We start from the raw sequence: 24,977 nt of genomic DNA on the forward strand, positions 1-24,977 counted from the left end.
CAGCGGACATTGGGATATAAGCGGCGTTTCTGGTAGCACTACGGAATAATTCTGCTTCGACCTCTTCCCATATAAACAGAATTTTTTTACCATTGAACGGTCGAATGTAATGCTTACCTTCGATGAATACTGAGTCTCTGAGGTTCGAATGGATATAGTTGGCGCTAAATTTGATTCGAACCGAGAGCTCTTTAGTTGTTAACAGTTGTTGGTCCACTAGACCTCCTTACGACTCATTTCGTCTTCACAGGACAAATATACGAGTCTCTTTTCGTCTTATCAAGACATTTTATCTACCGATTGGTTATATGTAAGTGATTAGATATAAGATTAGGGAATTAGTAGCAGATAAATCTAAGCGGGATGGTCGAAAGATCACGTTGTCTTTTTTGGCAGACCAAGTAGGAATCCAAAGCTCTGCCATGTCAAAAATTGCTAACAACACTGGTTATCATACTAGTGTCACGACAATAGAAGCGCTGTGTAGATACTTTGAGTGCAACATTGAAGACTTACTTGAGTATGTAGCAGACGACGAAATTACAAAGAATTGAGTTGGGTATGAATTGCAATCAGCCTCAAAAAGCTGATGAATGCGCGGGTTCTCTGTGGTGAAAATTTTTGTGCGCCGTTTTCGTAGAAACGTTTTGAAGCAAATTGCCATTGTAGAAACTGTATGTTTATAGTGCCTGGCGACTCGTATTTTAGATACTTACCAGCATCACTTTCGATTACCTTGAACGCATTAGAAGAATTTTGATTCAAACACCCCGCGAGTTGTTTAGGAATGATTAATTCGATAGTCATGTCATCAAACAGGTGTTTGTGGATAGTCTTTGCCCACCACCTTAAGTCCCGTCTGTATTCGTCTAGTTTATCCGGTTCATATTGCGTTTCGCTCGGGAAATACCATTGAATCCGAATATTCTGACTCTTAAATCTCATCACTTGCAAAAGTTTCAACAACAGCAACGCGGGATTGCGATTATGAGTCCTTATTAGACAATCTTTTGCACCAACAAGATCTTCAAGCAACTCCACAAGTAGATTGAACTGAAATTTGTCACCGAGCGCTTTCGATTGGGTAGCATCTTCAAGACGCTTTATAAATTCGTCAATCGCTTTTATATTACCGGAATTGAGTGAGTGGAAATTGACCAGCGGTTTTAGCTTATGTTTAGAGCGTTTCAAACTTCGCTCAGTAAGTGTTTTATCAATATTTATAACTGCTGTGACACACATTGGGTCTAGATTAAGATATCGACATACAGTATCGACGTTGTAGCCTGCTCCAATTTTACAGATTATTTCCCATATCGTTCTCAAAGATAATTTGTGCGTTATAGTCGATGTCTTTGCTGCAGTTAACTCATTCACGACATCATCTACACTTTTAACTTCAAATTCTGGAGTTACAAATGCAGGGAAAGACTCAGCTTTAACTAATCCCGACGGAGGTATTCTCTTCAATCTTCCGAATCCATCTATATGTATCTGTTGACCCCAGAATTTTCTGAGTAACATTGGAGATGGAACATGTGAGGAAAACTTTATTCGTTGAATAAACTCTGATAAATGGAAGTATGAGGAAATTGTTGTGTCGGGTGTGGCATGACCCAGCAACCCCGACAACGCCCACCATTTTTTCCTAGAAACTTGACTTATTCCCAACCGCTTACACAACTGCTCGTGCTTCGTAGAAGAAAAGTAATCATGCTTAAATAAATCTAACCCAGTCAACGTACATGGATTTGGAAAATTTATTCTAAACCAAGTCCAATTACAAAATGAGTGTCTACAGTGATGAAAACGGAGCCGAGGGTCTCCCGTTACCGATCTCATGATTTCTGTGAGAAGTGTAAAAGCACCATCTAATTGCGATTTTTCTCTGAAGATCTTTGATTTAGAAAGCCTTACATCCTTTTTAGTACCGTCTAAGAATTGTTCAAATTCTTCTCGATATTTTGTAGGCCATAGGCATTCTAAAGGGATATTTCTGGAGCTTTCTTTTGATTTAAGCTCACGAAATTTATTAGGCCTCACATGTAAATTCATGTAATTAATACGATTATATGTAAAATCTGACAGCTGAAGGCCTTCTATTTCACCTCTTCGTAGTCCGCTATAAAATCCTAAACAAAAACAGAATTTTGCCAACATTGAAACATGTGTCTTCAAAGAGTTACATACAGAAATAATCGAATCTGCTTCATTATGGGTAACGATGTTAGCGTCAATGCTTTTTTCGTTTATACCTATATCAATGTCAGATAAGTTCAGCCCCGATACAAGGTCACTTTGGACTAAAAACTCGGCAAAATATAAAAAAAATGCCTTCTTTGAGGTAGTAATATGTTCCGCAGCCCGGTTGATCTTATCAGCCCAGTCAAACCCCACCATTTTTTTGGGGGAACACCCAGAAAATTCCCTAATAAAAGGCACAGCAACGTATTGAACGTATGATCTTATCGTAGTTAAACGAAGACGCTTTTTATGTTTTCCCCCTTCCTTAAGTAGATGGTAGCACCAAGATAGGAGTAGCCACACCCAAGGAAATGAGCATGCATTATTGTCATCCTCTAGCCATTTTTTAAGATCAGTTTTGAGCTGAGATCTAATTAGAGCGCTCTTTTTGAAGGACGTCCGAATCAGCCGCCGCGTAAATTTTTCTACATCCTCAATTTGTTGAATTGTTGTCAACTCTTTGTAGTGTGCGACCTTATTCTCGGACGAAATTTTAAGAGAACTTCGATTTTCTGATATCCAAGCGAGTCGCTGTCTTGATGTGACCGAGTGTAACTCTTCTTGCGAAGTTGCAAGACTGATTCGTTTACCCGTGAGTAGACGAATCAAGGATGCTTGAGAAAGCTGCTTACTGGGGATTACCGATTGACAGACGCCGTACTCAATGGCGCTATTTTTAAGTATGAATTCGCTTTTCATCATGGCGCGAATTTGGATGAACTTCAAATTAAACGTGTTGGGAACAATCCGAAAATCATGAAAGAATTTATTAATATCCTTAGTCGTATCAAATTTGTCACTGCTCGAATGACTCCAGAATGCGGTTAGCAGTAGCTCAGCTTTGGAAGAAAGCCAATAGCGTCTCTTGTCCGTTTCAACAAACCAATTCTGATCGATCCTGTAAATTTTACTTGTTCTGCTCAGAATTGAAGTGATTTCTTTCTGACTACTGACCCCCTCTTTTAGAACAAGCCAAAGCGCCATAATCGCTCGGTACTGATATGGGGACGCCAAGTACTTTCCTAAAACAGCTTCGTCTTCAAGTAATTGATAGACTTTCGCTTGTAACCTTGACGTCAGCAAGTCATCTGGCTTGAGGACCGGCTGGTCTTGTTTGATTTGACATGTCGTGGATATCCCTGCTGATCTTATGTTTAGCTGCTTCTCGATTATAGCGAGAAGCAACTCTAATAGTTTTAGTTGGAGATTATGAATTTCGTAGGCGTTGCTAAATAAACTTTGAATTTTTTCTAAAGACTTTGATGAAACCGTTGAACCCGAATACATGCCGTGTTGGCGAAACAGCTCGTACACAGTATCAGTGGCATTTATTTGTACCGATTTATCGAGTTGTGTATTTTCCGTAATCTCGAGATAAGCCTGCATCTGCATCAACGCCTCAGATTTAAAGACGTCGCCAATAGATTTGTTCAAAAGGCGAGACATACGTTCCATGTTAAGCTCTTTTTCGCGTTATCAATGAAGGAATAGCAGACCAGCCTAAATCCGATAACATACCATCGAGAATTGGCTTAAGTTGTTGAATGGCTGCTTCATGACTCAGAGACGAATGTTTTTCTAGCGGCGTTTCTCCAGCGACCCAATGACCTAGCTGAAATTTGATCAGTTCTTGATGTACATTATTAGTCTGCAAGTATCGCCTTACGAAGTGACGCCCGAAGTTGATAGGCAACTCAATAAACTGGCTAAGTAACTTTGGCCCAAGGTTAGTGCTTCTGTAAGTGTCATCCTGACAATCTTTATCGTCGGCGTCATTCTTGACGAAAAGTAAAAATAGGCCATCGTTGGATTTTGAATTTTTAACAGACAAAAACCAGTCAGTTTTTTCGATTTTTCCTTGCAGATTTATCAGTTGATGCTCACAACACTGTAAATATAGGTGAGCAGATTCCCTTGGTAAGAGATGATTTAACAAATTGGCGAGTGTGTTCAGATGCTCTATGTAATAAGCAAGCTGCTCTTTTAAAATACTTGGACATGCGACTATTCGAGTATGAGCAAATGTTAACCTAGAATCCTTATCGGAAATGCACAATCCGTCATAACGTGATAGTAACAAATCAAAGGAAGGTAACGGGTTATTAACAGCCCTGTAGCCTGAGGCATTAAGGAAAAGAATCGCGGTGTAAATCGTATATTTATTATGATAATCAATTAGATGATCTAAATTTTTCACAACATCAAACGCGACATAGCTTTTCAAACTGACTTGATATCGAGTGACCCAATCGATAATCGAGGTCCTTGTGGGTGTAAATTGAGATCCGATTCCACATCGATCGTCATTAGTTTGCAAAATCTCCAGTTCTGGGATCTCAAATTCGGTATCGAAAAACTGAATACGCTCAAAAATGCTAAACCACAATTTTTGAAGTTTTTGATTGATTTCTGATTCTGTGTACCACGCATAATGGCGTGGAGATCTGCTGTAATAGCTAAGTTTGTCAGTAACAATTTCAAGCAGTACGGGGTCTACGGTCTCATCAGCCATGACAACGTTAGGTAAAAAGAACTCCATTCGCTTCAAGCTAATCTGACTATCAAATTTTTGATTAATATTTTTTAAAAATGATTCAATCGCCTTTCGGTAGCTAGAAACGCTATAACCTCCCGATAAATTAACACAACCGTTTAAGTCTGTTTTCATCACCATTGAATGAAAAAATTCAGGCAAACGTAGCGTTGCAGATATTTTTGTTTTCAGTAAATTTTCGTTTATCGAATGACGTCCTTTGGTTGATGTTGGTCGCGGTGCAACTATCAAATTCAACCCTACATCTGTAACCATAAGACCAGTGAAGTCATCTTGTGATTCGAACGCAATGGGTAATCTGCAAGCAGACTCTAAAGTTCTCCCCGTCAGCATGATAAACAACAGTATTAACTTAATATTGCTATGGGGGATTTGCTGTATTTTCCCTTGCTTATCGCTTAGAAGCTCGTTCCATAAGTAACTCAATTCATGCGGTTGTAAAACGTTCCTTCCCATACGTGTGATGTTGTGACTACGTCGTACATCATTTGCTATGTTCCCGTTAACCTGGCGAATTTTAGCGATATCTTTTATAACGGCTATATCAGGTTCTTCGTAATTAGGTTTCGGCGTTGACGGCTGTTCAGTTTTTACAATTGATAGTTCGGGATAGTCCTCTGTCGCGGTAACGCCAGCCCCTTCAAAGTAACTATCCAGCCTTGTGCGATTTAGTGATGCGGTGTAGAGATTTTCAGAACCAATAACACGCTCAATCTTTTTCCTGCTATAGGAGGCGCGAACCTTACGATTGCTAATACGTTGCCGCGGTTCTCGATTTTTCCAATCCAGGCGATAGAAATGTTCCAGTTCGAGCAAATAAGCTAACAGAGTCGACGGAGCTAAACTTTCATCAGATTGCCGCTTGATTTCTTCTCGATATTCCTTAAGGCATTGCCACATGTCAGATGCTGAACGGCTCTCAAAGCAATGCCTAGAAACCATTTTATCAGTGTACAAAAGTCGAAACGCCCTTACTGAAGATTCTTCTCGCCCCGATCCAGCAATCTTTTGTTCATTGGTAAGGTAATGTTCCAAAAAAGTCATCAGTGCAATTGCAGCTTCAGGATTCAAATAGTCAAAAAATATGAAGAGCAATGAGTAGATGGGACGCTTACTCATCCAACCTTTTCCATGACTTTGATTAGCGTACTGCTTTACGTAGTCATCACTGACTTCGGTAAAACACTCCAATAGTTCGCCTGCAACTTGCTCATTCAAATCAATCAGTAAACTGAATTTCTTGGGCTGGACCGAAAACACGTATTCTAGAGTTGATATTACTTTCTGTAATCCTCTGAAGTCATCTGGACAATCTATGAGCTCCAATAAATGCTCAAGATTTGAGTATTGCCCTTCAGTGACTCTGGGAAGACATTTTTGAATGTCTTCAATTATCGGAGTAGGCATAATTAGGCCCTCTGCCTAAGTGTCATAAGTCGGCCTTTGAAATTGATAAATATTCGGCAACTTTCGCAGAGGTGTTCAATGACGGAAAATACGTTAACCACTCTTTCGACTGGTAGATGCTTTTTTTCCCTTCGTCTTTTCGGAACCAAGCTCTGAGAAAAAAGCTAATTTTTTTCGTATCGCTAATGAAGCATTTCGCTAAAAGGTCATTTGTAAGGTCAAACAGTACAATGCTTCGCCGCAGAGCAACTGACGGCTTTTTTCTCAGAACAAAAACCATCACAGCATGATCTGACGGTAGGAGGTGTTGAGCTATTGCCGCTCTAAGCTTTATTAATGTGAAGCAACCAGTAAGTGCTTTAAATCGTTTACGATCACGATAGCAAATGATGGGTGATTGAATTGACAGCAAATTGAATAAGTAAGCCGAGTCACTGACTGACTGCTTAGATGTTCTCAACCCAGAAACAGGGTTAGCGTCCTTAAAAATTTCGTCGATAGCGTCATCGGTTATCAAAGCAGAAATTTTAACCTGAAGTACGTCAATTTGTTCGAAAAGTGAATCATCAAATCTCAAAAGCTCAGTATCAACATTTTCCATCTCACCAACTTTAGTCTGTTTTAGATACTTTGATTTTTGACCATTCTGTGGCCAATTGGTGGCGCATTGATATGATATAGATCAAAGATAGGAGTCCGTGCTTATTGATTTGTAAGAATTAAATTGATTTTACTGGTATTATTTAACTCTGAACAATGTCTTGACATGGTAGGGGTCGGTGGTTCGAGTCCACTCGGGTGTACCAAATTGAACAACTCCTCTTTACACCCGTAGCTCAGTTGGTTAGAGCACTACCTTGACATGGTAGGGGTCGGTGGTTCGAGTCCACTCGGGTGTACCAAATTGAACAACTCCTCTTTACACCCGTAGCTCAGTTGGTTAGAGCACTACCTTGACATGGTAGGGGTCGGTGGTTCGAGTCCACTCGGGTGTACCAAATACCGCAAAATCAATACGTTAAAATTTTATTCGTCACCTCAAAGCGCCTTACTTCGACCATTGTCATAGATTTATATTCAATTTTAAAATTTGATTGTTTTTTAATCCAAAGTGAGGCGACTCATATCATGATGGCCACGAACAGCCACGAATGTGACTACTGTGTGACCAATCCCTAACTAGGAAAGTGAAAAAAGCACCTTAGCTAAATCATGAATTTGGACATTTCCGATTTAGGACTTCTGTTCTAAACATGGCATTTCAGAATGCCCAAAGTATGGATTAGCTCTAAACCTGTGGCCAATTTCTATTGTCCACTACATTTCCACCCAAATAGGCTTTATGGTTTAGCATCGATGCAGTTGCGGATCTGCTCTACCCAAAATTTTGCCTCTTCATCACGAAAGAAGCACCCGATTGTGACTTTAAGGCCATCAGGCATTCTCAGCGTGACAATTGCTGCATCGTAAGTTGGATAGTCAGCCTCTAACTCGACCTTGAATATCTTCAAGTCAGCAAGTGGATATCGAGCTATTTTGTTTCGAAACAGAGATTTCCGCTGAAGGGTTGCCACACGAGATTTGGAATCCAATGTCAGGCTAACTGATGCACCAAACAGAACGAACCATAAAATTAGCCCCGAGAAGCAGATAGGTAAGATCAAAAAACCAAAGGTAGCAAAAATAACCTTAAAAACTGGGGGCTCTACCCAGTTAACTGAACTCGCACTATCAACATAAAGAAAAACAAAAGGAATACAGAGAAAAGCCCAAGGAAATAGGAAAATTCGAAGCCAGAGAGGAAAATGGCGGTCATATTTAATACAGCCTTCATCAGACATAATTAGCTCGCCAGCTTTACCTAATGAGCCACGACTCGCCATTAAAAACCTCCAGCCTGCGCGTGAAAGCTTATTTCACCAACACTGGCAATCACCAGCACGTTTTAACTGCTGAGATTATACTAAACATGATCGTATTGGACATCCATACGCATTCGAACATGCCAGATAGGCAAAACTCCTTGTCACTTGCTTGCCAACTTTCTAACGCGAGGGATTCGCGATCATCATGACCGCTTCGCAGCTTTATAGACCATAGCCTAAAGACTGGCAGAACAGTGATTAGAAAATCGTTTCGACCAAGATAGTGCCTTGTGTGTTGCCTTGTTCCAGCAGCAACCGGAGCGGGGACTATGGTGCGAGACCTATGCAGCAACGCCCATGAAAGGCCAGATTTCTACTCTTCTTTCCACTGCATCTATTCAATAAAGTTTTCTTAATCGGTGACACCCAAGTTATTATCTGTTTGTAATTCATTTTTACACTGAATAAAAAGACGCTGAAATCTCTCATGGAAAAAGTTGCTCTACTCGTTGATGTTCAAAATGTGTATTACACCGCGCGCCAAGCGTATCGCCGTAACTTTGATTACAACCGTTTTTGGGCGCTAGCCACTCATGGACGAGAAGTTGTGGCTGCATTTGCGTATGCGATTGACCGCGGCGATTCCAAACAGCGAGAATTTCAAAATATCCTGCGGGCAATTGGTTTTGAGGTAAAACTTAAGCCGTTTATTCAACGCGCTGATGGTTCGGCCAAAGGCGATTGGGACGTGGGCATCACCATTGATGCATTAGAGCAAACCAAAGACGCTGATGTGGTGGTGTTGGTCTCTGGCGATGGTGATTTTGAGCCGCTGGTACAAACGCTGCGCAAAAACCATCACAAATCAGTCGAGCTATATGGCGTGCCATCGCTGACCGCAGCTGCTGTGGCTCATGCTGCAAACAGTTTTATCGCCATTGATGAACAGCTGTTGCTGTAGTTGCTGCCTACTGCGGAAATGTTGATTTGATGAGGTTATCGCGTCACTTTGTCGATTTTAAAAGCCAACAAGCAAAACGGGAACCTGTGTCCACAAGAGTTGCTAATTAACACTAATTATCCTAACTATAATTCATTCATTTAATAACCATAGAAGATATTACATTTAACTGAATATTGTAAGTGAGTTGCGAACTTAAACCGGTACACTCTAATTTATTAAGAACTGAACAAGTAAAAAGTAACTCACAAAAAATTAACTTTGGTGTTAACCGTTGAAAAATCATTCAAATCATAAAAAAATGAATAATATTTGTGCAATAAATCTAATACGCGCACATTGAAATTGTATAATTATCAGAAAGAAGAGAGAATATTCACGTACACTTTAATATGTACTAAGTAGTAAGTGTTAATTATCAAGGAACACAATCTTGAAAAAATTATTATTATCCATCCCTTTTATAATTCTAGTAACAGGGTGCACATCAGCTAATGTCGTCAGAGTTCCCGGAGAAATTAGCAAAGCAAGCAAGTATGGGCCGATTGATGAAAAAGCTACAGTTAATGATATTGGGATTGTTCAGTATTTAAATGAAGGCATCGATTCTGTTCGCGATGCAAGACGAGAAGACGCATATAAAAAAATGTTCAAGTTGTGTAATGGAAAATACGAAATTGTCGGCGAATCGAATTCTGAAACAGATCCGATGACATTTGTAAACAAAACTTATAATGGTTTAGTCGCAACAACTGTCTCATCAACCTATAAATATATATATTTTAAATGTAGCTAGAGCTTAAAATTAAAAATTAAAAATTAAAAATTAAAAATTAACTTTTAATAAATAATTGGAAGAGTGTTAATCTTTCACTCTTCCACTTTATTAAATTAAAAACTGACCATTTGTATAAAATATAATAGCTATTTCTTGCATGGTTCCTATAGAAATTTTTATTACAAAACTCAGAGGTAGCTGCGTTCAATATAGGGATGCGAGAGACTAATTCTTTTTGAAGCAACCTAAGACTTTCTAACGCCCGCTTTGTTAAAGCCGTTAGACTTAAAAAGATTGTTTGTAAGCTTCCCTAAGACTGTATAACTGGTGTTGCGCACAATCTTTTCATATTCAGCCTTGTAAAACCGAGCTGCAAGAATGGCCACATCAAAGCGAGTTAACTCGTCATATGCGTGTTTATGTTTGCTTGTTTTGGTATTTAAAGTCTGTTGTCTGCGTCTGAAAGCATCAAATTCAGCCATAAACTCAGCGTATTGAATAGCGTGAAGTTTTGCAGCCTTTTTGGGGTCTCGCGTTCTAAGGGAGTGTTTAACTTCTGAGCGGCAAAAAGCATCCTTAATATCTAAAGGAACGCTAACACGCGTGTAGAAAATACCAGACTTTTTATCGCGAATCGGTTGTGCCATAAAACTCATCTGTACGTCCCCACTGTACTAGTGGAGACCACAAGGGAATCTATAACATACTGATTCATATAGTTTTCGAAGAGAATCAAAAACTTAAAGAATTTGGCGGTGAGCAAGAGATTCGAACTCTCGATACGTTGCCGTATACACACTTTCCAGGCGTGCTCCTTCAGCCACTCGGACAACTCACCATATTTTTATTAACGGCAACTGACTTGGCAGAAGCGGTTAACGGAGCGGTACTTTACGCAAAAGCCCTATAGCGGTCAAGCAAAAAAGCCTACGCAAATGTTGAATGGGCGTTTGCTGAGCAAGTGCCTGATTTTAATTGATCGACGTCTTAAATTTTGCGACTTGCTGCCGCAAATGCTCTGCATCTTTTAATAGCTGTTTATTGAGTTCCATGAACTCTTCCGCTACCTGTTTTGTGCTACTGTACGTGTCGCTTATTTTCAGCGCGTTACGGTTTACTTCATCCGAAACCACTGACTGTTGATGCGTTGCTGCCGCAATCTGTTCATTCATACTTTCTATCGACTCTACATGTGCAACAATCTTATACAGTTCCTCGCCTGCCCGATTGGCCTCAACCACACTCGCTTCAGCACGTTGCTGACCTTTGGCTATGGCACTTACCGCATTTTGAGCACCTAATTTAAGCCGATCCGTCATTTTTCGAATATGTTCAGTAGAACTCTGCGACCTCTGTGCCAGGTTACGCACTTCGTCGGCTACCACTGCAAATCCGCGTCCCATTTCGCCTGCTCGCGCCGCTTCGATAGCTGCGTTTAATGCCAGCAGGTTGGTTTGTTCTGCAATCCCATTGATCTCAGCCAGCAGCCCGACAATACCATGGATATCAGTATCAAGCTGTTGGATTGAGTTAGAGGCAAACTCAATCTCTTGCGCCAATTCTCCGATAGCATCGGCAGTTCTGCCAACTTCCAAGTTGCCTGCTTTAGCTTCTTGACTCGCCACTTTTGATGCATCAGTAACCTTTACGGCACTGGTAGCGATCTCTTGCACCGTAGAACTCATTTCCGTCATTGCTGAAGCAACTTGTTCTGCTTCCCCATGACCTATTTCTACGTTACGTGAGAGTTGCGTAGAATAATTATTCATCTGCCCAACCGCGCGATTCAAGGTGTCAGAATTCGTGCGAACTGCGGCAATCACATTGTCAAAATCAGCTAACATACTGTCGATTGCGACAGAGATTTGCCCCAACTCATCAGTCCCTTTTAGCGCCAATCTTGTGGTCATATCAAAATTAGTTTTAGTGTGAATAATCCCGACGTAGAGAATTTTAAGGCGGCTTAAGAGATTTGATATGATCAGGTAACTCACGAATACGATCAGCAACAAGCTACCAACAATGGCACAGCCTTGTGTCCAAGCCTTAGTGATCAACTGGTTGTAAACGCTTTCACTATGGCCTGTGAGTTTTTGCTGCAGTTCTACTTCAAATTTCCGCAGCAGCTCTATCCGAGCCGTTGACGCTGCAAACCATTTTTCCGCTGATTGGGCCGCTATTTGCTCTGCATTTTGAGCTAACGCAATTTTACGAAATGCCTCAACATCTTCGAATTTAGGGTCGAGTAACAGTTGCTGATATTGGCTAACGCTCGCTTCAGCGCCTAATGCTATAAAACGGCTTTGAAAGCTATTTTGCTCAGAGACTAAAGTAACAAATCGAGTAAACATATTCGGTTTAAAACCGTTTTGGCCGAAGGTTGAACTCAATACGGCACGCTCAATCCCTGCGCGTTCTTTCATTTGCAAATAAACTGAAAACGCCGCCGATTCCACTGCAATATCTTTATCCTCACCGGTCTTCGCCACAAGATCTATCACAGATAACAACAGCTGATTTAACTTGGAATAATAGGCTACCTCCTCGGGAACGGAGATTTGCAGCGCCGACACCTGTTGGCGAATCGAGCCCAATTTCTGCAGCTCAGATTTAATCTCAATGATACGAGACTGGATTTGAGGAATGAAAGTATTTGATTGCAAGTATTCGGCAAAATTGGCGGCTTGAACATCTGTTTGATTACGCTGCGTTGGCAACGCGTCTGCGAATGAACTGCCTTTTGAGCCAATAAACCCCGCACTCATGCCACGTTCTTTTTGTAGCTCGTGAACTAAATTACTGTTTACTTTGACCAAGTTAGACAAAGCAATCACCCGCTTTGTGCTCATGGCATGGGTAACATTGCTATTGATATCTAAAATGCCAAACATGGTCGCCAATATGAAGGGAGGAAGAATAACGAGTAGGAATTTACTCTTAATTGATAGATTACCTAACCATTGGAAGTCCATTTACCTGTCTCCAACTCATTCGCATGAAAGTCAAAAACTTGAGTATAGACGGAAGTAGCGGAATATGTGCGATAGATCAAAAAAAGCGCGATTACCTTATCGGCGACCGCGCTTTTCAATTGGAAAAGGATATAGCTTAAGCGTTGCCTTTTACCTGCATTTTCAGCTCTGAAGCAAAATCAAGCATGCGCGTTAATGGCACTAAGGCGCCAGTTCGTTGCTGCTCATCCACATGGATTTCATGCGCTTTAGCTTGCTCAGAGGCCAACGCCGTATATATGGCTTGCAAACCATTCATCGCCATCCACGGACAATGGGCGCAACTGCGACAAGTCGCGCCGTTACCGCCGGTAGGCGCTTCAATCAATGTTTTACCCGGTGCGGCCTGCTGCATTTTATAAAAAATGCCCTTATCGGTGGCCACAATAAAAGTGTCATTAGGTAAGGTTTGTGCCGCCTTAATCAACTGGCTGGTTGAGCCAACTGCATCCGCCACTTCTACCACACTAGCTGGAGATTCTGGATGCACTAACACTGCGGCATTTGGGTATTGCAGTTTTAGCTCACGCAGGGCTTTGGCTTTAAATTCATCATGCACGATGCACTCGCCTTGCCACAGCAACATCTCTGCGCCGGTCTGCTTCTCAATATAACTGCCAAGATGACGGTCTGGGCCCCAAATAATTTTTTTATCTTCGGCGTCTAGATGCTCAACGATTTCAAGTGCGATGCTTGAGGTCACCACCCAATCGGCACGGGCTTTAACCGCAGCAGAGGTATTGGCATACACCACCACAGTGTGGTCTGGATGGGCATCACAGAAGGCACTGAAATCTTCAATGGGACAACCCACATCCAATGAACATGTGGCCTCGAGTGTCGGCATCAAAACTGTCTTTTCGGGCGAAAGGATCTTGGCGGTCTCTCCCATAAACTTCACCCCAGCAACAATCAAGGTCGCTGCAGGATGCTCTTTACCAAAGCGCGCCATTTCCAGCGAATCCGATACACAACCACCTGTTTCCTCAGCCAAGGCTTGGATTTCAGGATCGGTATAGTAATGCGCGACTAAAACGGCGTTTCTTTGTTTTAAAAGCTGTTTAATTTCAGCTTTGTAAAACGCTTTGTCGCTTTCAGACAGCGGGGTCGGCTTTGGCGGAAATGGATAACTAAAAGTCGAGATTGACGGCATTTCTTGCGGCATAAGACAGATGACAGTTAATTATGGTGGCGGAATTATACGAAAACTGTCACGAAAGCGTAACTTGTTTATCAAATTACGGCCAAACAGCAAAAAGCCCCAACAAAGGGGCTTCAAAGCAATAAACAGAAAACCAGCTGAATTACAGCGCGACTATCATCTCTTCTGGCGATTCTAAGTACTGCTTCCACAAATTACAGAATCGCGCCATGGTAGCGCCATCAATCACACGGTGATCGCCAGACCAACTGATCTGCATGAGATCGCGAGCTTCGACATTACCGTTGGCATCAAATCTCGGTAACCGTTGGATTTTTCCGAGCGCAACAATGGCCACTTCAGGCTTATTGATGATCGGCGTTGCAACTGTTCCACCAATCACTCCAATGTTGGAAATGGTAATGGTGCCATCTTTCATATCGTCAGCCGCAAGCCGACCAGAACGCGCGGCATTGGTTAAGCGAGTAATATCGGTTGCCAGCTGTAAAATCGATTTCTGTTGTACATCTTTGATATTGGGCACCAATAAGCCAACTTTAGAGTCCACCGCCATGCCGATATTATGCCGAGATTTATAGGTCAGCTCGGTACATGCGGCATTTACCTGACTATTGATGATCGGGAATTCATTTAACGCCAACGACAAAGATTTCATGATAAATGGCATCAAGGTCAACTTACGTTCATCGTTACTGTATTTTGATTTCAGCCGTTCACGTAACTTCACTAATGCGGTCATGTCGATCTCTTCACAGTAAGTGAAATGCGGAATTGTCGCAACTGATTCACTCATCTGCTTAGCCATTGCTGCTTGCACGCCCTTAATCGGCTGCACGCGATCCGCAGCAGCATTCACCGCTGCTTGAATGGGCGCATCAACAATCGTCTTAGCGACAGTGCTCGTTGCCGCTGGCTTCACAGCCTCGGGCGCAGCGCTTTCGAGGTAGCGAGTAATATCCTCTTTATACACACGACCGTGTTTACCGCTGCCCGCCACTAAGGCGATATCAACATCATAGCTACGCGCCATCCGTCTTACTGCCGGGCTTGCAACCGCTTTACCTGAACGCACAACGTCAGCCGAAGATGATGCAGCCGTTGTTTGCGAAACTTGCGCAGTTTGAGTCGCTGCTGACTCAGACACTACAGCGGCAGAACTCTCTGATTGCGCCAATTGGATTTGATACAGCGGTGCGTGAACTTTGGCAATGTCACCTTTTTGCCAATAAAGCTTGGTAACCACGCCTGCAGACATCGCAGGGATTTGCACCAAGGCTTTGTCAGTCATCACATCGCATACAGGCTGATCTTCTTGAATCGCTTCACCTTCAGTAACCAACCATTCAACCAACTCACATTCAACAATCCCTTCACCAATATCGGGCAGAAGGAAATCTTGCAACGCGCCACCTGATGCTTGGCCGATTACCGATGGGGCGCTTAGCGACTGAGTCGCTGGTTCAACCACTGCTGCAGCAGTAACGACATCACTCAAAGTTTCATCAGCCAATTGCACCGAAAAGAGTGGCTGGTGCACTTTGGCGATTTCACCTTGTTTATAGAAGAGCTTGGTCACTAGCCCAGCATAAGGCGCAGGGATCTGCACCAAGGCTTTATCGGTCATGACTTCGCACACCGGCTGATCTTCCGCAATGCTATCGCCTTCAGCAATCAGCCACTCCATCAGCTCACATTCAACAACACCTTCGCCGATATCAGGAAGAATAAAATCCTTAATCATCAACAACTCCTAATAATTTACTGAGGCTTTGATTGCTTCAAAGGTCTTGAATGCATCAGGCATGTATTCTTTTTCATGCACCAATGGATATGGTGTATCTAAACCACACACCCGCATAATCGGCGATTCCAAATACAAAAAGCATTCTTGTTGAATCGTCGCCGCAATTTCACCGGCAAAACCGCCAGTGAGCGGTGCTTCGTGGTTAATGACCAAGCGGCCAGTTTTAATCACTGATTTCGCCACGGCTTCAACATCCCATGGTGCAAGTGTGCGCAGGTCAATGAGTTCACAACTGATCCCGGCTTCTTTTGCCATATCGCAGGCTTTTTGCACCACTTCGACTTGTGCGCCCCACGCCAATACGGTCACATCAGTACCATCCTGAATGACTTCAGCTTGGCCTAAAGGGATTTCGTAATCTTCTTCAGGTACATCATTTACTGAAGCGCGGTATAGACGTTTCGGTTCAAAAAACACCACGGGGTTGTTATCGCGAATACTGGCTAACAGTAAGCCTTTCGCTTGATAAGCATTACGCGGCACCACCACTTTGAGACCAGCGACCTGAGTAAAATATGCCTCAGGTGATTGCGAGTGATAGTGACCACCGGCAATACCACCGCCGTATGGGGTGCGAATGGTTAAGCCGCCAACGTTAAATTGATTACCAGAGCGGAACCGAAATTTCGCCGCTTCATTCACGATTTGGTCAAATGCGGGAAAGATGTAATCAGCAAACTGAATTTCAGCCACTGGCGTCATGCCGTTGGACGCTAAACCGTTGGCAAACCCCGCAATCCCCTGCTCCGTGAGCGGCGTATTGAAACAGCGGTCCTTACCAAACTTATCTTGCAGCCCAGAAGTTGCACGAAAAACCCCGCCGAAATGGCCAACATCTTCGCCGAAAACAAGCATGCGGTCATTGCGCTCCATCTCCAACGTCAGTGCTTGGTTAATCGCCTGTAACATGTTCATTTTGGCCATGGTTACAGTCTCCCTGCTGTTTTTGGATAGGCTTTTGGATATTTGGCGATGTGCTGTTTCAGCTCCTCAAGTTGCTGTTTCAGTCTTGGGGGCGGTTGGTCATATACATCTTCAATCAACAAATCGATTTTTGGCGAAGGCACTTTTTCAGCCACTTTCACTGCTGCCAGCACTTCATCTCGATACTTGCTGTACAGCGCTTGCTCGTCCGCCTCGGTGGTCCAGCCTTCTTTGATGAGCCAAAGTTTGAAGCGCTTAACCGGATCGTGCTGTTGCCATTTTGCCTCTTCATCTTTGGAACGATAGCCGGATGGATCGTCTGACGATGAATGAGCGCCGAGCCGATAAGTCATGGCTTCAATCAACACGGGTGCAGAGTGCTTCACCGCATACGCGCGTGCCTGCTGTGTGGCAGCCAGCACCGCCAACATATCATTGCCATCAACGCGAATGGTGTGCATGCCATAGCCTAAGCCGCGACTGGCGATGCCATTACCAGCGTATTGCTCTTCAGTAGGCGTAGAGATGGCGTAACCGTTGTTACGACAGAAGAAGATCACCGGCACTTTATGCACCGACGCCATGTTTAACCCCGCGTGAAAATCCCCTTCTGATGCGGCGCCCTCACCAAAATAGCAGATAGCCACATTCGGCTTTTGCTGCAATTTGAGTGAGTAACCCACACCTGAAGCTTGCGGAATTTGCGTCGCTAAAGGCGAAGAAATCGTTTGGAAATTTAACGCGTTAATGCCGTAATGGATCGGCATTTGACGGCCTTTACCCAAATCTTGTTCATTACTAAACAGCTGATCCATATATTGCTGCGTGGAAAACCCGCGATAACGCAATGCGGCGTGTTCACGGTATTGGGCTAGGATCACATCGCCATCATCAAGTGCTGCAACACTGCCAAGTACTGCGGCTTCTTCACCAGTACAGGTCATATAGAAGCTGATGCGGCCTTGACGTTGCGCGGCAAGCATTCGTTCATCCAACACGCGGGTAAAAATGCAGGCGTCGAAAATCCGCTGTGATAATTGTTGATCGATTTGCGGCAGCACGGCATCTTCGTAGGTGGTGCCATCAGCCTGTAGAATTTTTAAAATCGGAATGGTCAGTGAATCACGCTCGATAAAAGTCGCTCGATGTATCACTGCTTCAGAAAAGTTACTTTGACTCATAGAGTGCTCTTCTTCGTTCCACTGGGCCAGTGCCCACGAGGTTTGATAATTGACTGCACACTAAGGGAAGTTTACGCAAACGGCAATAAAGCCGATTCTATTGCCTAAAGTTTAGCGTATCCCCTGCGTATTAATTCCTTTACATACACACTTGCGCTAACGGTACTGGAACTACACAAAGTGCCGCGCGTTGGCCGACGGGTACCTTAGCATTTGGAAACACAATCGCTTCGATTGCTGTGTCACAAAAAATACTTTGCTGTTCGCTGCTTGCAATCAAATCGCCTTGTTTGAAACGGGTAAAGTTGGCGGTATCATCGCTAAAACTAAATCTAAAACTGTCATGATCTTTATTTATCACACGACGTACCTGATAAAAAGCCGTTTTGGCTAAGCGTTCAGCGCCCACATTTATCGATTCAGCAGCAATAAGCTTACGCAGCACGCAGGCCATTTTTTCAAGTTTAGTCAGATCGTTAGCACCAAATGGCGCTACTTTACCTAACTCTACGGTAAATGCATCCGCATTAAATAGATGGGCACTGTGATAGCTGAATGTATGAGCAGCTGCATGATTAAACAGAAATGCTTCAATGCTGGCTTCGGCCAACAAAGCTAACGTTTGTTGCCGATAACCGCGTTCAGGCTGATACGGGCAAACGGCAAATTTTTCGTGCTCGGAACCGCGAATCGCCGTGTGAAGATCCCAATGAATGCGAGCGCGTGTTGCGTCAGCAAAAAAGCCTGCGACAGCGGTTTCAATGATTGCCGCACGCTGACGCTCGATGTTGCAAGGGCCGATTTGATGGGTGCCACAAAACAGCCGATTCAGGTTTTCATCGACAAAGCGAGTTTCTGCCAACATTGCCTCAGGGTTACCCAAAATCAGCAGCAATCTTTGTCTAAGTTGCAGCTCGCCGCGGGCAATTTCAGCCAACAATTGATTACACAGCTCAATTGGGGCGGTTTCATTACCGTGAATACCACAGGAAAGCACAATATCCGTTGAACTTGGTTGTTTTGGCGTAAGTTGCACTATGCCACGTGCGATAAATTCGGCACTAAAATCAGCATATCCCAGTGTGTTAGGCACTGAAGTATTGGCCAGGGTAAAGGCAAGAAAATCAGTTAGAGGGCAAAGCTTGGCAGTCATAAAGATCCTTTTTGACGGCAAAGTAAGAATGCTGCGCGCTATGTTAGCAGTAAACGTTATAGCGGTCATGACTTCAACTTCGGAACATTTTAGTTTAGCCCCTTGCGAACTTATAAAGGCTTTGTCAAAATTATAGCCATCTAGACTTCTATGGTGTTTATTACTATGGCATTAGCCACATTTGGTGCAGGTTGTTTTTGGGGTGTTGAGTATTTTTTCCGTCAGGTACCCGGCGTGATTAACGCTACCAGCGGTTACATGGGCGGCGATAACAACGCCACCACCTATAAAGAGGTGAAAACCGGAACAACAGGTCACGCTGAAGTGGTTCAAGTTGAATACGATGAGTCTCAAGTTAGCTATGACGATCTACTTGAGGTTTTTTGGAAAAACCACAACCCAACCAGTCTAAACAAGCAAGGTGCCGATATGGGCACCCAGTACCGCAGCGTGGTATTTTTCCACGATAAAACCCAGAAGGCACAAGCTGAAGCGTCAAAATTGGCACTGATGCGCAGCGGCAAATGGGGACAACGCCAAATCGTTACCGAAATCGTGCCAGCGCAACAGTTTCATCGCGCGGAAGAATATCATCAGGACTATATTCAAAAGAACGATCTGCCAAGTTGCCACATAGAGTACTAAGGCAATTGTTGTCATAAAGAAAGGCTCCCACTGGAGCCTTTCTTGTATCAAGATTATGGATGAGTGAGATGCTGCCGAGGTTCATCTTCATTGGGCCATACATTAATGACTGCTTTCACCAACGACGCCAACGGAATCGCAAAGAACACGCCCCATACGCCCCACAGGCCACCAAAAACCAACACCGCGGCAATGATAAACACCGGATGAAGGTCAACAGCATCAGAGAACAACAACGGCACCAATAAGTTGCCGTCTAACGCTTGAATTACACCGTAACCCAGCATCAAATAACCAAATTCAGCACTCGCGCCCCATTGGAAGAAGGCCACAGCGGCAATTGGCAAGGTCACCAAGGTCGCTCCCACATAAGGGATCAGCACCGAGATTCCCACAGAAACGCCTAACAATGCAGCATAGTTGAGTCCCATCAAGGCGAAGAAGATATAACTGACCACGCCCACAATCACTAACTCAATGATTTTGCCACGAATATAGTTGAAAATTTGTTGGTCCATCTCTAACCAAACTTTCTTTACTAGCTCACGGTCGCGCGGTAAAAAGCGGCGAGTACCGTGGATTAATTCGTCTTTGTCTTTAAGAAAGAAGAACACCAATAATGGCACCAAAATCGCGTATACCATCAACACCAGTAACGACGCTGAATAGCCCAGCAGTTGCTTGATGATATTGAGCATGTGTTCAGAGTCCATCAACTGCTTCACTTCGCCAATCATGGTATCGATCTGTGCGCTACTGATAAATTGCGGATACTCGTGAGATAAATGCTGCAACATCACCACACCTTTATCGAGCATTTTTGGCAGTTCAGCGATAAACGCAGTGGCCTGACGCCAAACACTCGGGATCACCCCAAAGGTAATCATCAGCATGACCGTCACGAACACCAGCAACACTAACGATGCAGCCATGGTGCGGTTAATGCCTATCTTGGCCATTTTCGCCACCGGCCATTCAAGCAGATAAGCAAATACCAAGGCTAATAAAAGGGGCATCAACAAACTGCCGGCGTAGAGGATAACAACCCCGAGTAACACCAAAATAAACATCAGTGTCAGCGCTTGTGGATCGCTAAAGCGGGCCTGATACCAACGACGTATATATTCAAACATGCAGGATATCCTGTAAATTACAGCGTAGTGTGGCTAAGAACGCAGAACGTATCTTCGCGAATGTAAAGCAGCATCAAAATATGCCATTTTTTTGCAAAGGCGGGAACATCAATACAAATTTTTAGTCTTAAACTCGCAGAGAAGGCCACATTTTAACGATCCAACGCAAGATTAAGGTATTGTTAAAAATCACTGATTGTAAAAAAGATTGTTGCCATATGACAGACTTGCATTAGCCCCGTGTCGATCATTATGCTAGTGCAGTCAATTGCATCCTCGTCTACGCCATAGGTTTAGTTTGAAAAAGCATCTCAGCAGTATCGTCAAAAGATCGCTCCTCTCCGTTGCTATCGCGTTGTCCATCGGCGTCACCTCGCAAAGTTTTGCCGCGCGTAATAATTTGCCTGATTTGGGCACCGCAGCGGTGAATACCCTCAGCATGGATCGTGAAATGCAGTATGGTGACATCTACATGCGAGTCATCCGGGGGCAAGCGCCTGTGTTGTATGACCCATTGCTGGCGCAATATATCTCCGAGCTTGGTAGTAATTTAGTCGCCCACGCCGACGATGTGAACACACCGTTTTACTTCTTTATGCTGCAGAACGACGAGATTAACGCCTTTGCATTTTTCGGTGGGCATGTCGCCGTGCACACCGGATTATTTCTCTATGCAGATAGCGAAAGTGAAATGGCTTCGGTATTAGCGCACGAAATTACCCACGTCACGCAACGTCACTTAGCGCGGTCCATGGAAGCGCAAAGCCGCAATGCGCCATTAACCTTAGCGGGTGTACTCGGAGCGATTCTGCTGACAGTCGCAGCGCCACAAGCAGGCATGGCCGCGCTAATGGGCACGCAAGCGTTAAGCACCCAATCACGGATCAACTTTACGCGACAAAACGAGCAAGAAGCCGACCGCATCGGGATGCGGGTCATGGTGGCATCAGGTTATGACCCAGAAGCAGCATCGTCATTCTTCGGCAAATTAGCTGCTAAATATCGCTATGCGACCAAAATGCCGCCGATGTTATTAACCCACCCTATTCCAGAATCGCGGGTGTCAGAAGCGCGTGACCGCGCGAGTCAGTATCCTAGTCGGCATATTGCCCCTAATATCAACTTTCAATTAGCCAAAGCCCGTATTCAAGTTCGCTTCTCAAGTTATTCGCCCGAAGCCGCCTTAGCATTATTTGACGAGCAGCTGAAGAAGCAAAACTACGCCATCAAAGAAGCAGCGCTCTATGGCCGTGCGTTGGCGTTATTCCGCATGCAGCAATATGCCGAAGCGGAACAAATTATTGATTCATTGCGCAAAACTGATCCCGACAACCTGTTTTATCTGGATACCAAAACCGATTTGCTCACGATGAAGAAAGACTATGACCAAGCAATCGCCTTGCTAACCGAGCAGCGTAAGTATCGGCCAACGTCATTAGTGATTAACACCAACCTTGCCAACTGTTATTTGGAAGCGAAGCAAGCGGATAAAGCAATCCCAATCCTAGAACAGATGATGTACGACGATAAGAACAACCTACTGCCGATAGAGATGTTAAATGACGCTTATCGTCAATTAGGTGACAAAGCCCAAGAGTATTACACCAATGCTCAACTGCGCGCGCTGCGAGCAGATTATCGCGGAGCCATCGACCAGCTGAACTTTTCATATCGTGAAGCCACGGGGCGACCATTGCTGATTGCCCGAATTGAAGCGCAGCTACGCCAATTCCGTGAAGCAGAGGAATTAATGAAGCGCTTTCAGAACTAAGTTAGCATTGGCACCATAGCAACACATTGAAAATCAAATTAAAGGAGACTTGGTGATGACTGACGTGACCTTATTCCACAATCCACGTTGCTCAAAAAGCCGTGAAACCTTGGCACTACTTGAACAACGCGGAGTACAAGTGTCAGTGGTGGAATATCTGAAACAACCACCGAGCGCAGCAAAGATTGAATGGCTGCTAAAACAACTTAATATCAGTGCACGCCAACTAATGCGTACCAAAGAAGCCGAATACCAAGAGCAAAACCTCGCCGATGAACGCCTCACTGAAGCACAACTCATTGAGGCTATGGTTGCCACCCCAAAATTGATTGAACGGCCTATTGCAATCAATGGTGACCAAGTTGCCATTGGACGCCCACCAGAAAACGTACTGGCAATTCTTTAACCACAACTATCGTGTCTATCTTGAGAGCCGCTGAGACTAGTGGCTCTTTTTTTTGCTATTTCAATATCAACTAACGTTTAAAACGTCCGCGAATACGCCTTAACATGGACGTGCCCCTCAACGGGTTTTATCATTCGACAGTCTTCTAAAGAGATTTAAATAACCAGATTTCATGAAGTTATCGACCAATAGCTAATGTGATTCGTGAAACATCTACTACACTCTTAAAAGCAATATTGATAAGAGGTAATCCATAAATGTTTAACTCCCTTCGTTCACGCTTTACCGTGTTGTTTTCGGCGTTAGCAGTAGCGCTTATTTTGTTAGCGGTAGTTGATAGGTTTCGTGCAGGGAAAGAAGAGGACGCGCTCGACCAAGTAGGACAAAAATTTAATCCGGCAATTTCGGCAATTCTGAATGCCGACAGAGATCTTTACCAAGCAAAGGTTGCTGAGTTGCAATTAATTACCACCGCAAAAAGCGAACAACAGCGCCAGAAAGAGATCGATGCCATCAACGAGAATTTAGACCAAGCACACGAACGTATGCTCAAGTTTCGTAGTGCAATGCAAGCATATCCCGCTGTGGTTCAAGCAACCGATGGGTTTGAGGCTTCATTTTCGACCTGGAAACAACAGGTTAACGCTACAATTTCTGCCGTAAATCGCAATAATTTTGATAATGCTCTGAGTAACTACTCGGGTGATTCTAAAAAGGGATTTAGTGAATTACGCAGTATCTACAATCGTGCCGGAGAGGCTGCTGATACTGAAGCGCTAAACGTCAGTCAGCAAGCGAAGGATACCTCGGCCAAATACTCCCTTATGATTAATATCATCACCGCAGTTATGGTGATATTTGCTATGCTGTCTTCCTACTTTGGCCCCAAAGTCGTGTCACAGGTTATTGAAGACATTACTCAGAAAATTCGCGAACTAAGTAAAGGTGATGGCGATCTGACCCGCAGGGTTAACACCTCTAATCTTGCCGAAGTGAATCATTTGATTGTGGCGATTAACGAATTTATCGCCCAATTGCAAAACATGTTCACCAGCGTGGTGAACAACGCGAGTTCGTTGGGCAATCAAGTTGAAGTATTGGAACAGCAATCCGTGCAGACCGTGTCACTGACCCATCAACAAGGACAATCGATCGAGATGATTGTGACTGCCGTGAACGAGATGGCGGCGTCAGTAAAAGAAGTTGCAAGCCTTGCCACCAATACCTCGCATGAAATCGCAGATGTTAACGGCATGACACTTCAAAGCTCAAAAGTACTGCAAAATGCCGTCACCAAGATCAACCAGCTATCAAATTCAATTTCTCACGCAGTTGGCATCATCAAACAGCTGGAGTCGACCTCAACCGAAATCGGCCAAGTACTACATGTGATCAGTGATATTGCCGAACAGACCAACCTGCTGGCACTGAACGCGGCAATTGAAGCGGCCCGCGCTGGTGAACAAGGACGCGGTTTTGCTGTGGTAGCCGATGAAGTACGCACATTGGCTGGCCGAACTGAGAAGTCAACACAAGATATTCAAAAGATGATTGAAGCGCTGCAAACTGGGGTGAATGATGCTGTATCGTCAATTCAAACCGGCGCGAACTTGGTGGCAGAGAGTGTCTCGCTAGGTGAAGAAACACAGGCCTCGCTGCAGCAGATTTTGCAATCGACTGATCGCGTCAGCGATATGTCAGTACAAACGGCATCAGCAACCGATCAGCAAGCCCACGTTACTGAAGATATCAGCCGCAATCTGGTGGAATTAGCCGATAAGAGTAGCCAGACCATCATGACCATCGATAGCAGTAAGCAAGCGATCAGCGCTGCTGCAACGCTCGGGCACGAATTACAACGTGTGGTATCAAAATTCAAAGTTTAATCTGTAGCGCGACCGTTTTTGGTGTTGCGCTAATGTTTTGACTTTTTGTGTATTGTTGATTCTTTCGGCCTGTGAAATGATGTTTCACAGGT

The 24,977-nt window shown here is 43.9% G+C and carries 19 protein-coding genes and 3 tRNA genes; 9 read left to right on the plus strand and 13 right to left on the minus strand.

Features of this window, described 5'->3' with window-relative positions:
* Positions 1–314: 314 nt before the first annotated feature.
* Entirely contained in the window at positions 315–554 is a 240-nt protein-coding gene (locus tag JYB87_RS09275) for a helix-turn-helix domain-containing protein (protein ID WP_207356544.1), read from the plus strand.
* On the opposite strand, the gene JYB87_RS09280 is transcribed toward JYB87_RS09275, so the two are convergent.
* From JYB87_RS09280 to JYB87_RS09290, 3 genes are read right to left on the minus strand one after another with little or no spacing between them, the layout of a single operon-like run.
* Positions 541–3,699 carry a site-specific integrase gene (locus JYB87_RS09280; protein WP_207356545.1) on the minus strand — a complete coding sequence of 1,053 codons (3,159 nt, stop codon included), beginning with the start codon at positions 3,697–3,699 and terminating at the stop codon, positions 541–543. The genes JYB87_RS09275 and JYB87_RS09280 overlap by 14 nt on opposite strands.
* Position 3,700: 1 nt before the next feature.
* Positions 3,701–6,205: a hypothetical protein gene (locus JYB87_RS09285; RefSeq protein ID WP_207353234.1), complete on the minus strand. Its 2,505-nt coding sequence runs from the start codon at positions 6,203–6,205 to the stop codon at positions 3,701–3,703.
* A 22-nt stretch (positions 6,206–6,227) separates the two neighbouring features.
* A complete protein-coding gene (locus JYB87_RS09290; RefSeq protein ID WP_207353235.1) occupies positions 6,228–6,806 on the minus strand; it encodes a hypothetical protein in 579 nt (192 codons plus the stop codon).
* Positions 6,807–7,030: 224 nt separating this feature from the next.
* Between JYB87_RS09290 and JYB87_RS09295 the strand changes: the two genes are divergently transcribed.
* A tRNA-Val gene (locus JYB87_RS09295) sits at positions 7,031–7,107 on the plus strand.
* A gap of 19 nt (positions 7,108–7,126) precedes the next feature.
* A tRNA-Val gene (locus tag JYB87_RS09300) sits at positions 7,127–7,203 on the plus strand.
* Between the two features lie 342 nt (positions 7,204–7,545).
* Here the strand turns inward: JYB87_RS09300 and JYB87_RS09305 are convergent.
* Positions 7,546–8,088: a hypothetical protein gene (locus JYB87_RS09305; protein ID WP_207353236.1), complete on the minus strand. Its 543-nt coding sequence runs from the start codon at positions 8,086–8,088 to the stop codon at positions 7,546–7,548.
* A gap of 469 nt (positions 8,089–8,557) precedes the next feature.
* Here JYB87_RS09305 and JYB87_RS09310 point away from each other — a divergent pair, with 469 nt between their 5' ends.
* Positions 8,558–9,031: a LabA-like NYN domain-containing protein gene (locus JYB87_RS09310; protein ID WP_207353237.1), complete on the plus strand. Its 474-nt coding sequence runs from the start codon at positions 8,558–8,560 to the stop codon at positions 9,029–9,031.
* A 433-nt stretch (positions 9,032–9,464) separates the two neighbouring features.
* Positions 9,465–9,827 carry a hypothetical protein gene (locus JYB87_RS09315; RefSeq protein ID WP_207353238.1) on the plus strand — a complete coding sequence of 121 codons (363 nt, stop codon included), beginning with the start codon at positions 9,465–9,467 and terminating at the stop codon, positions 9,825–9,827.
* 227 nt (positions 9,828–10,054) lie between these two features.
* Here the strand turns inward: JYB87_RS09315 and JYB87_RS09320 are convergent, their stop codons facing one another.
* The 8 genes from JYB87_RS09320 to astE form a co-directional block, all read right to left on the minus strand.
* The gene (locus JYB87_RS09320) at positions 10,055–10,465 is read right to left on the minus strand and encodes a DUF6538 domain-containing protein (protein WP_207353239.1); all 411 of its coding nucleotides are present in this window, start codon (positions 10,463–10,465) and stop codon (positions 10,055–10,057) included.
* Between the two features lie 94 nt (positions 10,466–10,559).
* A tRNA-Ser gene (locus JYB87_RS09325) sits at positions 10,560–10,647 on the minus strand.
* 133 nt (positions 10,648–10,780) lie between these two features.
* Entirely contained in the window at positions 10,781–12,781 is a 2,001-nt protein-coding gene (locus tag JYB87_RS09330) for a methyl-accepting chemotaxis protein (protein ID WP_207353240.1), read from the minus strand.
* A 136-nt stretch (positions 12,782–12,917) separates the two neighbouring features.
* A complete protein-coding gene (gene nadA, locus JYB87_RS09335; protein ID WP_228729830.1) occupies positions 12,918–13,973 on the minus strand; it encodes a quinolinate synthase NadA in 1,056 nt (351 codons plus the stop codon).
* A 151-nt stretch (positions 13,974–14,124) separates the two neighbouring features.
* Complete coding sequence (locus JYB87_RS09340; RefSeq protein ID WP_207353242.1) at positions 14,125–15,723, minus strand: dihydrolipoyllysine-residue acetyltransferase; 1,599 nt, start codon at positions 15,721–15,723, stop codon at positions 14,125–14,127.
* A gap of 9 nt (positions 15,724–15,732) precedes the next feature.
* Complete coding sequence (locus JYB87_RS09345) at positions 15,733–16,710, minus strand: alpha-ketoacid dehydrogenase subunit beta (RefSeq protein WP_207353243.1); 978 nt, start codon at positions 16,708–16,710, stop codon at positions 15,733–15,735.
* A 2-nt stretch (positions 16,711–16,712) separates the two neighbouring features.
* A complete protein-coding gene (locus tag JYB87_RS09350) occupies positions 16,713–17,891 on the minus strand; it encodes a thiamine pyrophosphate-dependent dehydrogenase E1 component subunit alpha (protein ID WP_207353244.1) in 1,179 nt (392 codons plus the stop codon).
* A gap of 139 nt (positions 17,892–18,030) precedes the next feature.
* The gene (astE, locus tag JYB87_RS09355) at positions 18,031–19,044 is read right to left on the minus strand and encodes a succinylglutamate desuccinylase (protein WP_207353245.1); all 1,014 of its coding nucleotides are present in this window, start codon (positions 19,042–19,044) and stop codon (positions 18,031–18,033) included.
* Between the two features lie 165 nt (positions 19,045–19,209).
* Here astE and msrA point away from each other — a divergent pair, with 165 nt between their 5' ends.
* Positions 19,210–19,689, plus strand: a complete 480-nt coding sequence (gene msrA / locus JYB87_RS09360) for a peptide-methionine (S)-S-oxide reductase MsrA (RefSeq protein WP_207353246.1) — start codon at positions 19,210–19,212, stop codon at positions 19,687–19,689.
* A 53-nt stretch (positions 19,690–19,742) separates the two neighbouring features.
* On the opposite strand, the gene JYB87_RS09365 is transcribed toward msrA, so the two are convergent.
* On the minus strand, positions 19,743–20,822 hold the full coding sequence (locus JYB87_RS09365) for an AI-2E family transporter (protein ID WP_207353247.1): 1,080 nt from the start codon (positions 20,820–20,822) through the stop codon (positions 19,743–19,745).
* A gap of 298 nt (positions 20,823–21,120) precedes the next feature.
* On the opposite strand from JYB87_RS09365, the gene bepA reads away from it, so the two are divergent.
* The 3 genes from bepA (at position 21,121) to JYB87_RS09380 (ending at position 24,885) form a co-directional block, all read left to right on the plus strand.
* Positions 21,121–22,593 carry a beta-barrel assembly-enhancing protease gene (gene bepA / locus JYB87_RS09370; RefSeq protein WP_207353248.1) on the plus strand — a complete coding sequence of 491 codons (1,473 nt, stop codon included), beginning with the start codon at positions 21,121–21,123 and terminating at the stop codon, positions 22,591–22,593.
* Between the two features lie 55 nt (positions 22,594–22,648).
* Positions 22,649–22,999 (plus strand): arsenate reductase (glutaredoxin), encoded by a 351-nt coding sequence (gene arsC / locus JYB87_RS09375; protein WP_207353249.1) that lies wholly within the window; start codon positions 22,649–22,651, stop codon positions 22,997–22,999.
* 257 nt (positions 23,000–23,256) lie between these two features.
* Entirely contained in the window at positions 23,257–24,885 is a 1,629-nt protein-coding gene (locus tag JYB87_RS09380; protein WP_207353250.1) for a methyl-accepting chemotaxis protein, read from the plus strand.
* Positions 24,886–24,977 lie beyond the last annotated feature (92 nt).

It is taken from the genome of Shewanella avicenniae (assembly GCF_017354945.1).
Classification (GTDB): Bacteria; Pseudomonadota; Gammaproteobacteria; order Enterobacterales; family Shewanellaceae; genus Shewanella; species Shewanella avicenniae.

Excerpts from the sequence above, each read along its gene's own strand:
- JYB87_RS09280 (WP_207356545.1), bottom strand. The coding sequence starts at position 3,699 with ATGGAACGTATGTCTCGCCTTTTGAACAAATCTATTGGCGACGTCTTT.
- JYB87_RS09285 (WP_207353234.1), bottom strand. The coding sequence starts at position 6,205 with ATGCCTACTCCGATAATTGAAGACATTCAAAAATGTCTTCCCAGAGTC.
- JYB87_RS09290 (WP_207353235.1), bottom strand. The coding sequence starts at position 6,806 with ATGGAAAATGTTGATACTGAGCTTTTGAGATTTGATGATTCACTTTTC.
- JYB87_RS09305 (WP_207353236.1), bottom strand. The coding sequence starts at position 8,088 with ATGGCGAGTCGTGGCTCATTAGGTAAAGCTGGCGAGCTAATTATGTCT.
- JYB87_RS09310 (WP_207353237.1), top strand. The coding sequence starts at position 8,558 with ATGGAAAAAGTTGCTCTACTCGTTGATGTTCAAAATGTGTATTACACC.
- JYB87_RS09320 (WP_207353239.1), bottom strand. The coding sequence starts at position 10,465 with ATGAGTTTTATGGCACAACCGATTCGCGATAAAAAGTCTGGTATTTTC.
- JYB87_RS09330 (WP_207353240.1), bottom strand. The coding sequence starts at position 12,781 with ATGGACTTCCAATGGTTAGGTAATCTATCAATTAAGAGTAAATTCCTA.
- nadA (WP_228729830.1), bottom strand. The coding sequence starts at position 13,973 with ATGCCGTCAATCTCGACTTTTAGTTATCCATTTCCGCCAAAGCCGACC.
- JYB87_RS09340 (WP_207353242.1), bottom strand. The coding sequence starts at position 15,723 with ATGATTAAGGATTTTATTCTTCCTGATATCGGCGAAGGTGTTGTTGAA.
- JYB87_RS09345 (WP_207353243.1), bottom strand. The coding sequence starts at position 16,710 with ATGGCCAAAATGAACATGTTACAGGCGATTAACCAAGCACTGACGTTG.
- JYB87_RS09350 (WP_207353244.1), bottom strand. The coding sequence starts at position 17,891 with ATGAGTCAAAGTAACTTTTCTGAAGCAGTGATACATCGAGCGACTTTT.
- astE (WP_207353245.1), bottom strand. The coding sequence starts at position 19,044 with ATGACTGCCAAGCTTTGCCCTCTAACTGATTTTCTTGCCTTTACCCTG.
- msrA (WP_207353246.1), top strand. The coding sequence starts at position 19,210 with ATGGCATTAGCCACATTTGGTGCAGGTTGTTTTTGGGGTGTTGAGTAT.
- JYB87_RS09365 (WP_207353247.1), bottom strand. The coding sequence starts at position 20,822 with ATGTTTGAATATATACGTCGTTGGTATCAGGCCCGCTTTAGCGATCCA.
- arsC (WP_207353249.1), top strand. The coding sequence starts at position 22,649 with ATGACTGACGTGACCTTATTCCACAATCCACGTTGCTCAAAAAGCCGT.
- JYB87_RS09380 (WP_207353250.1), top strand. The coding sequence starts at position 23,257 with ATGTTTAACTCCCTTCGTTCACGCTTTACCGTGTTGTTTTCGGCGTTA.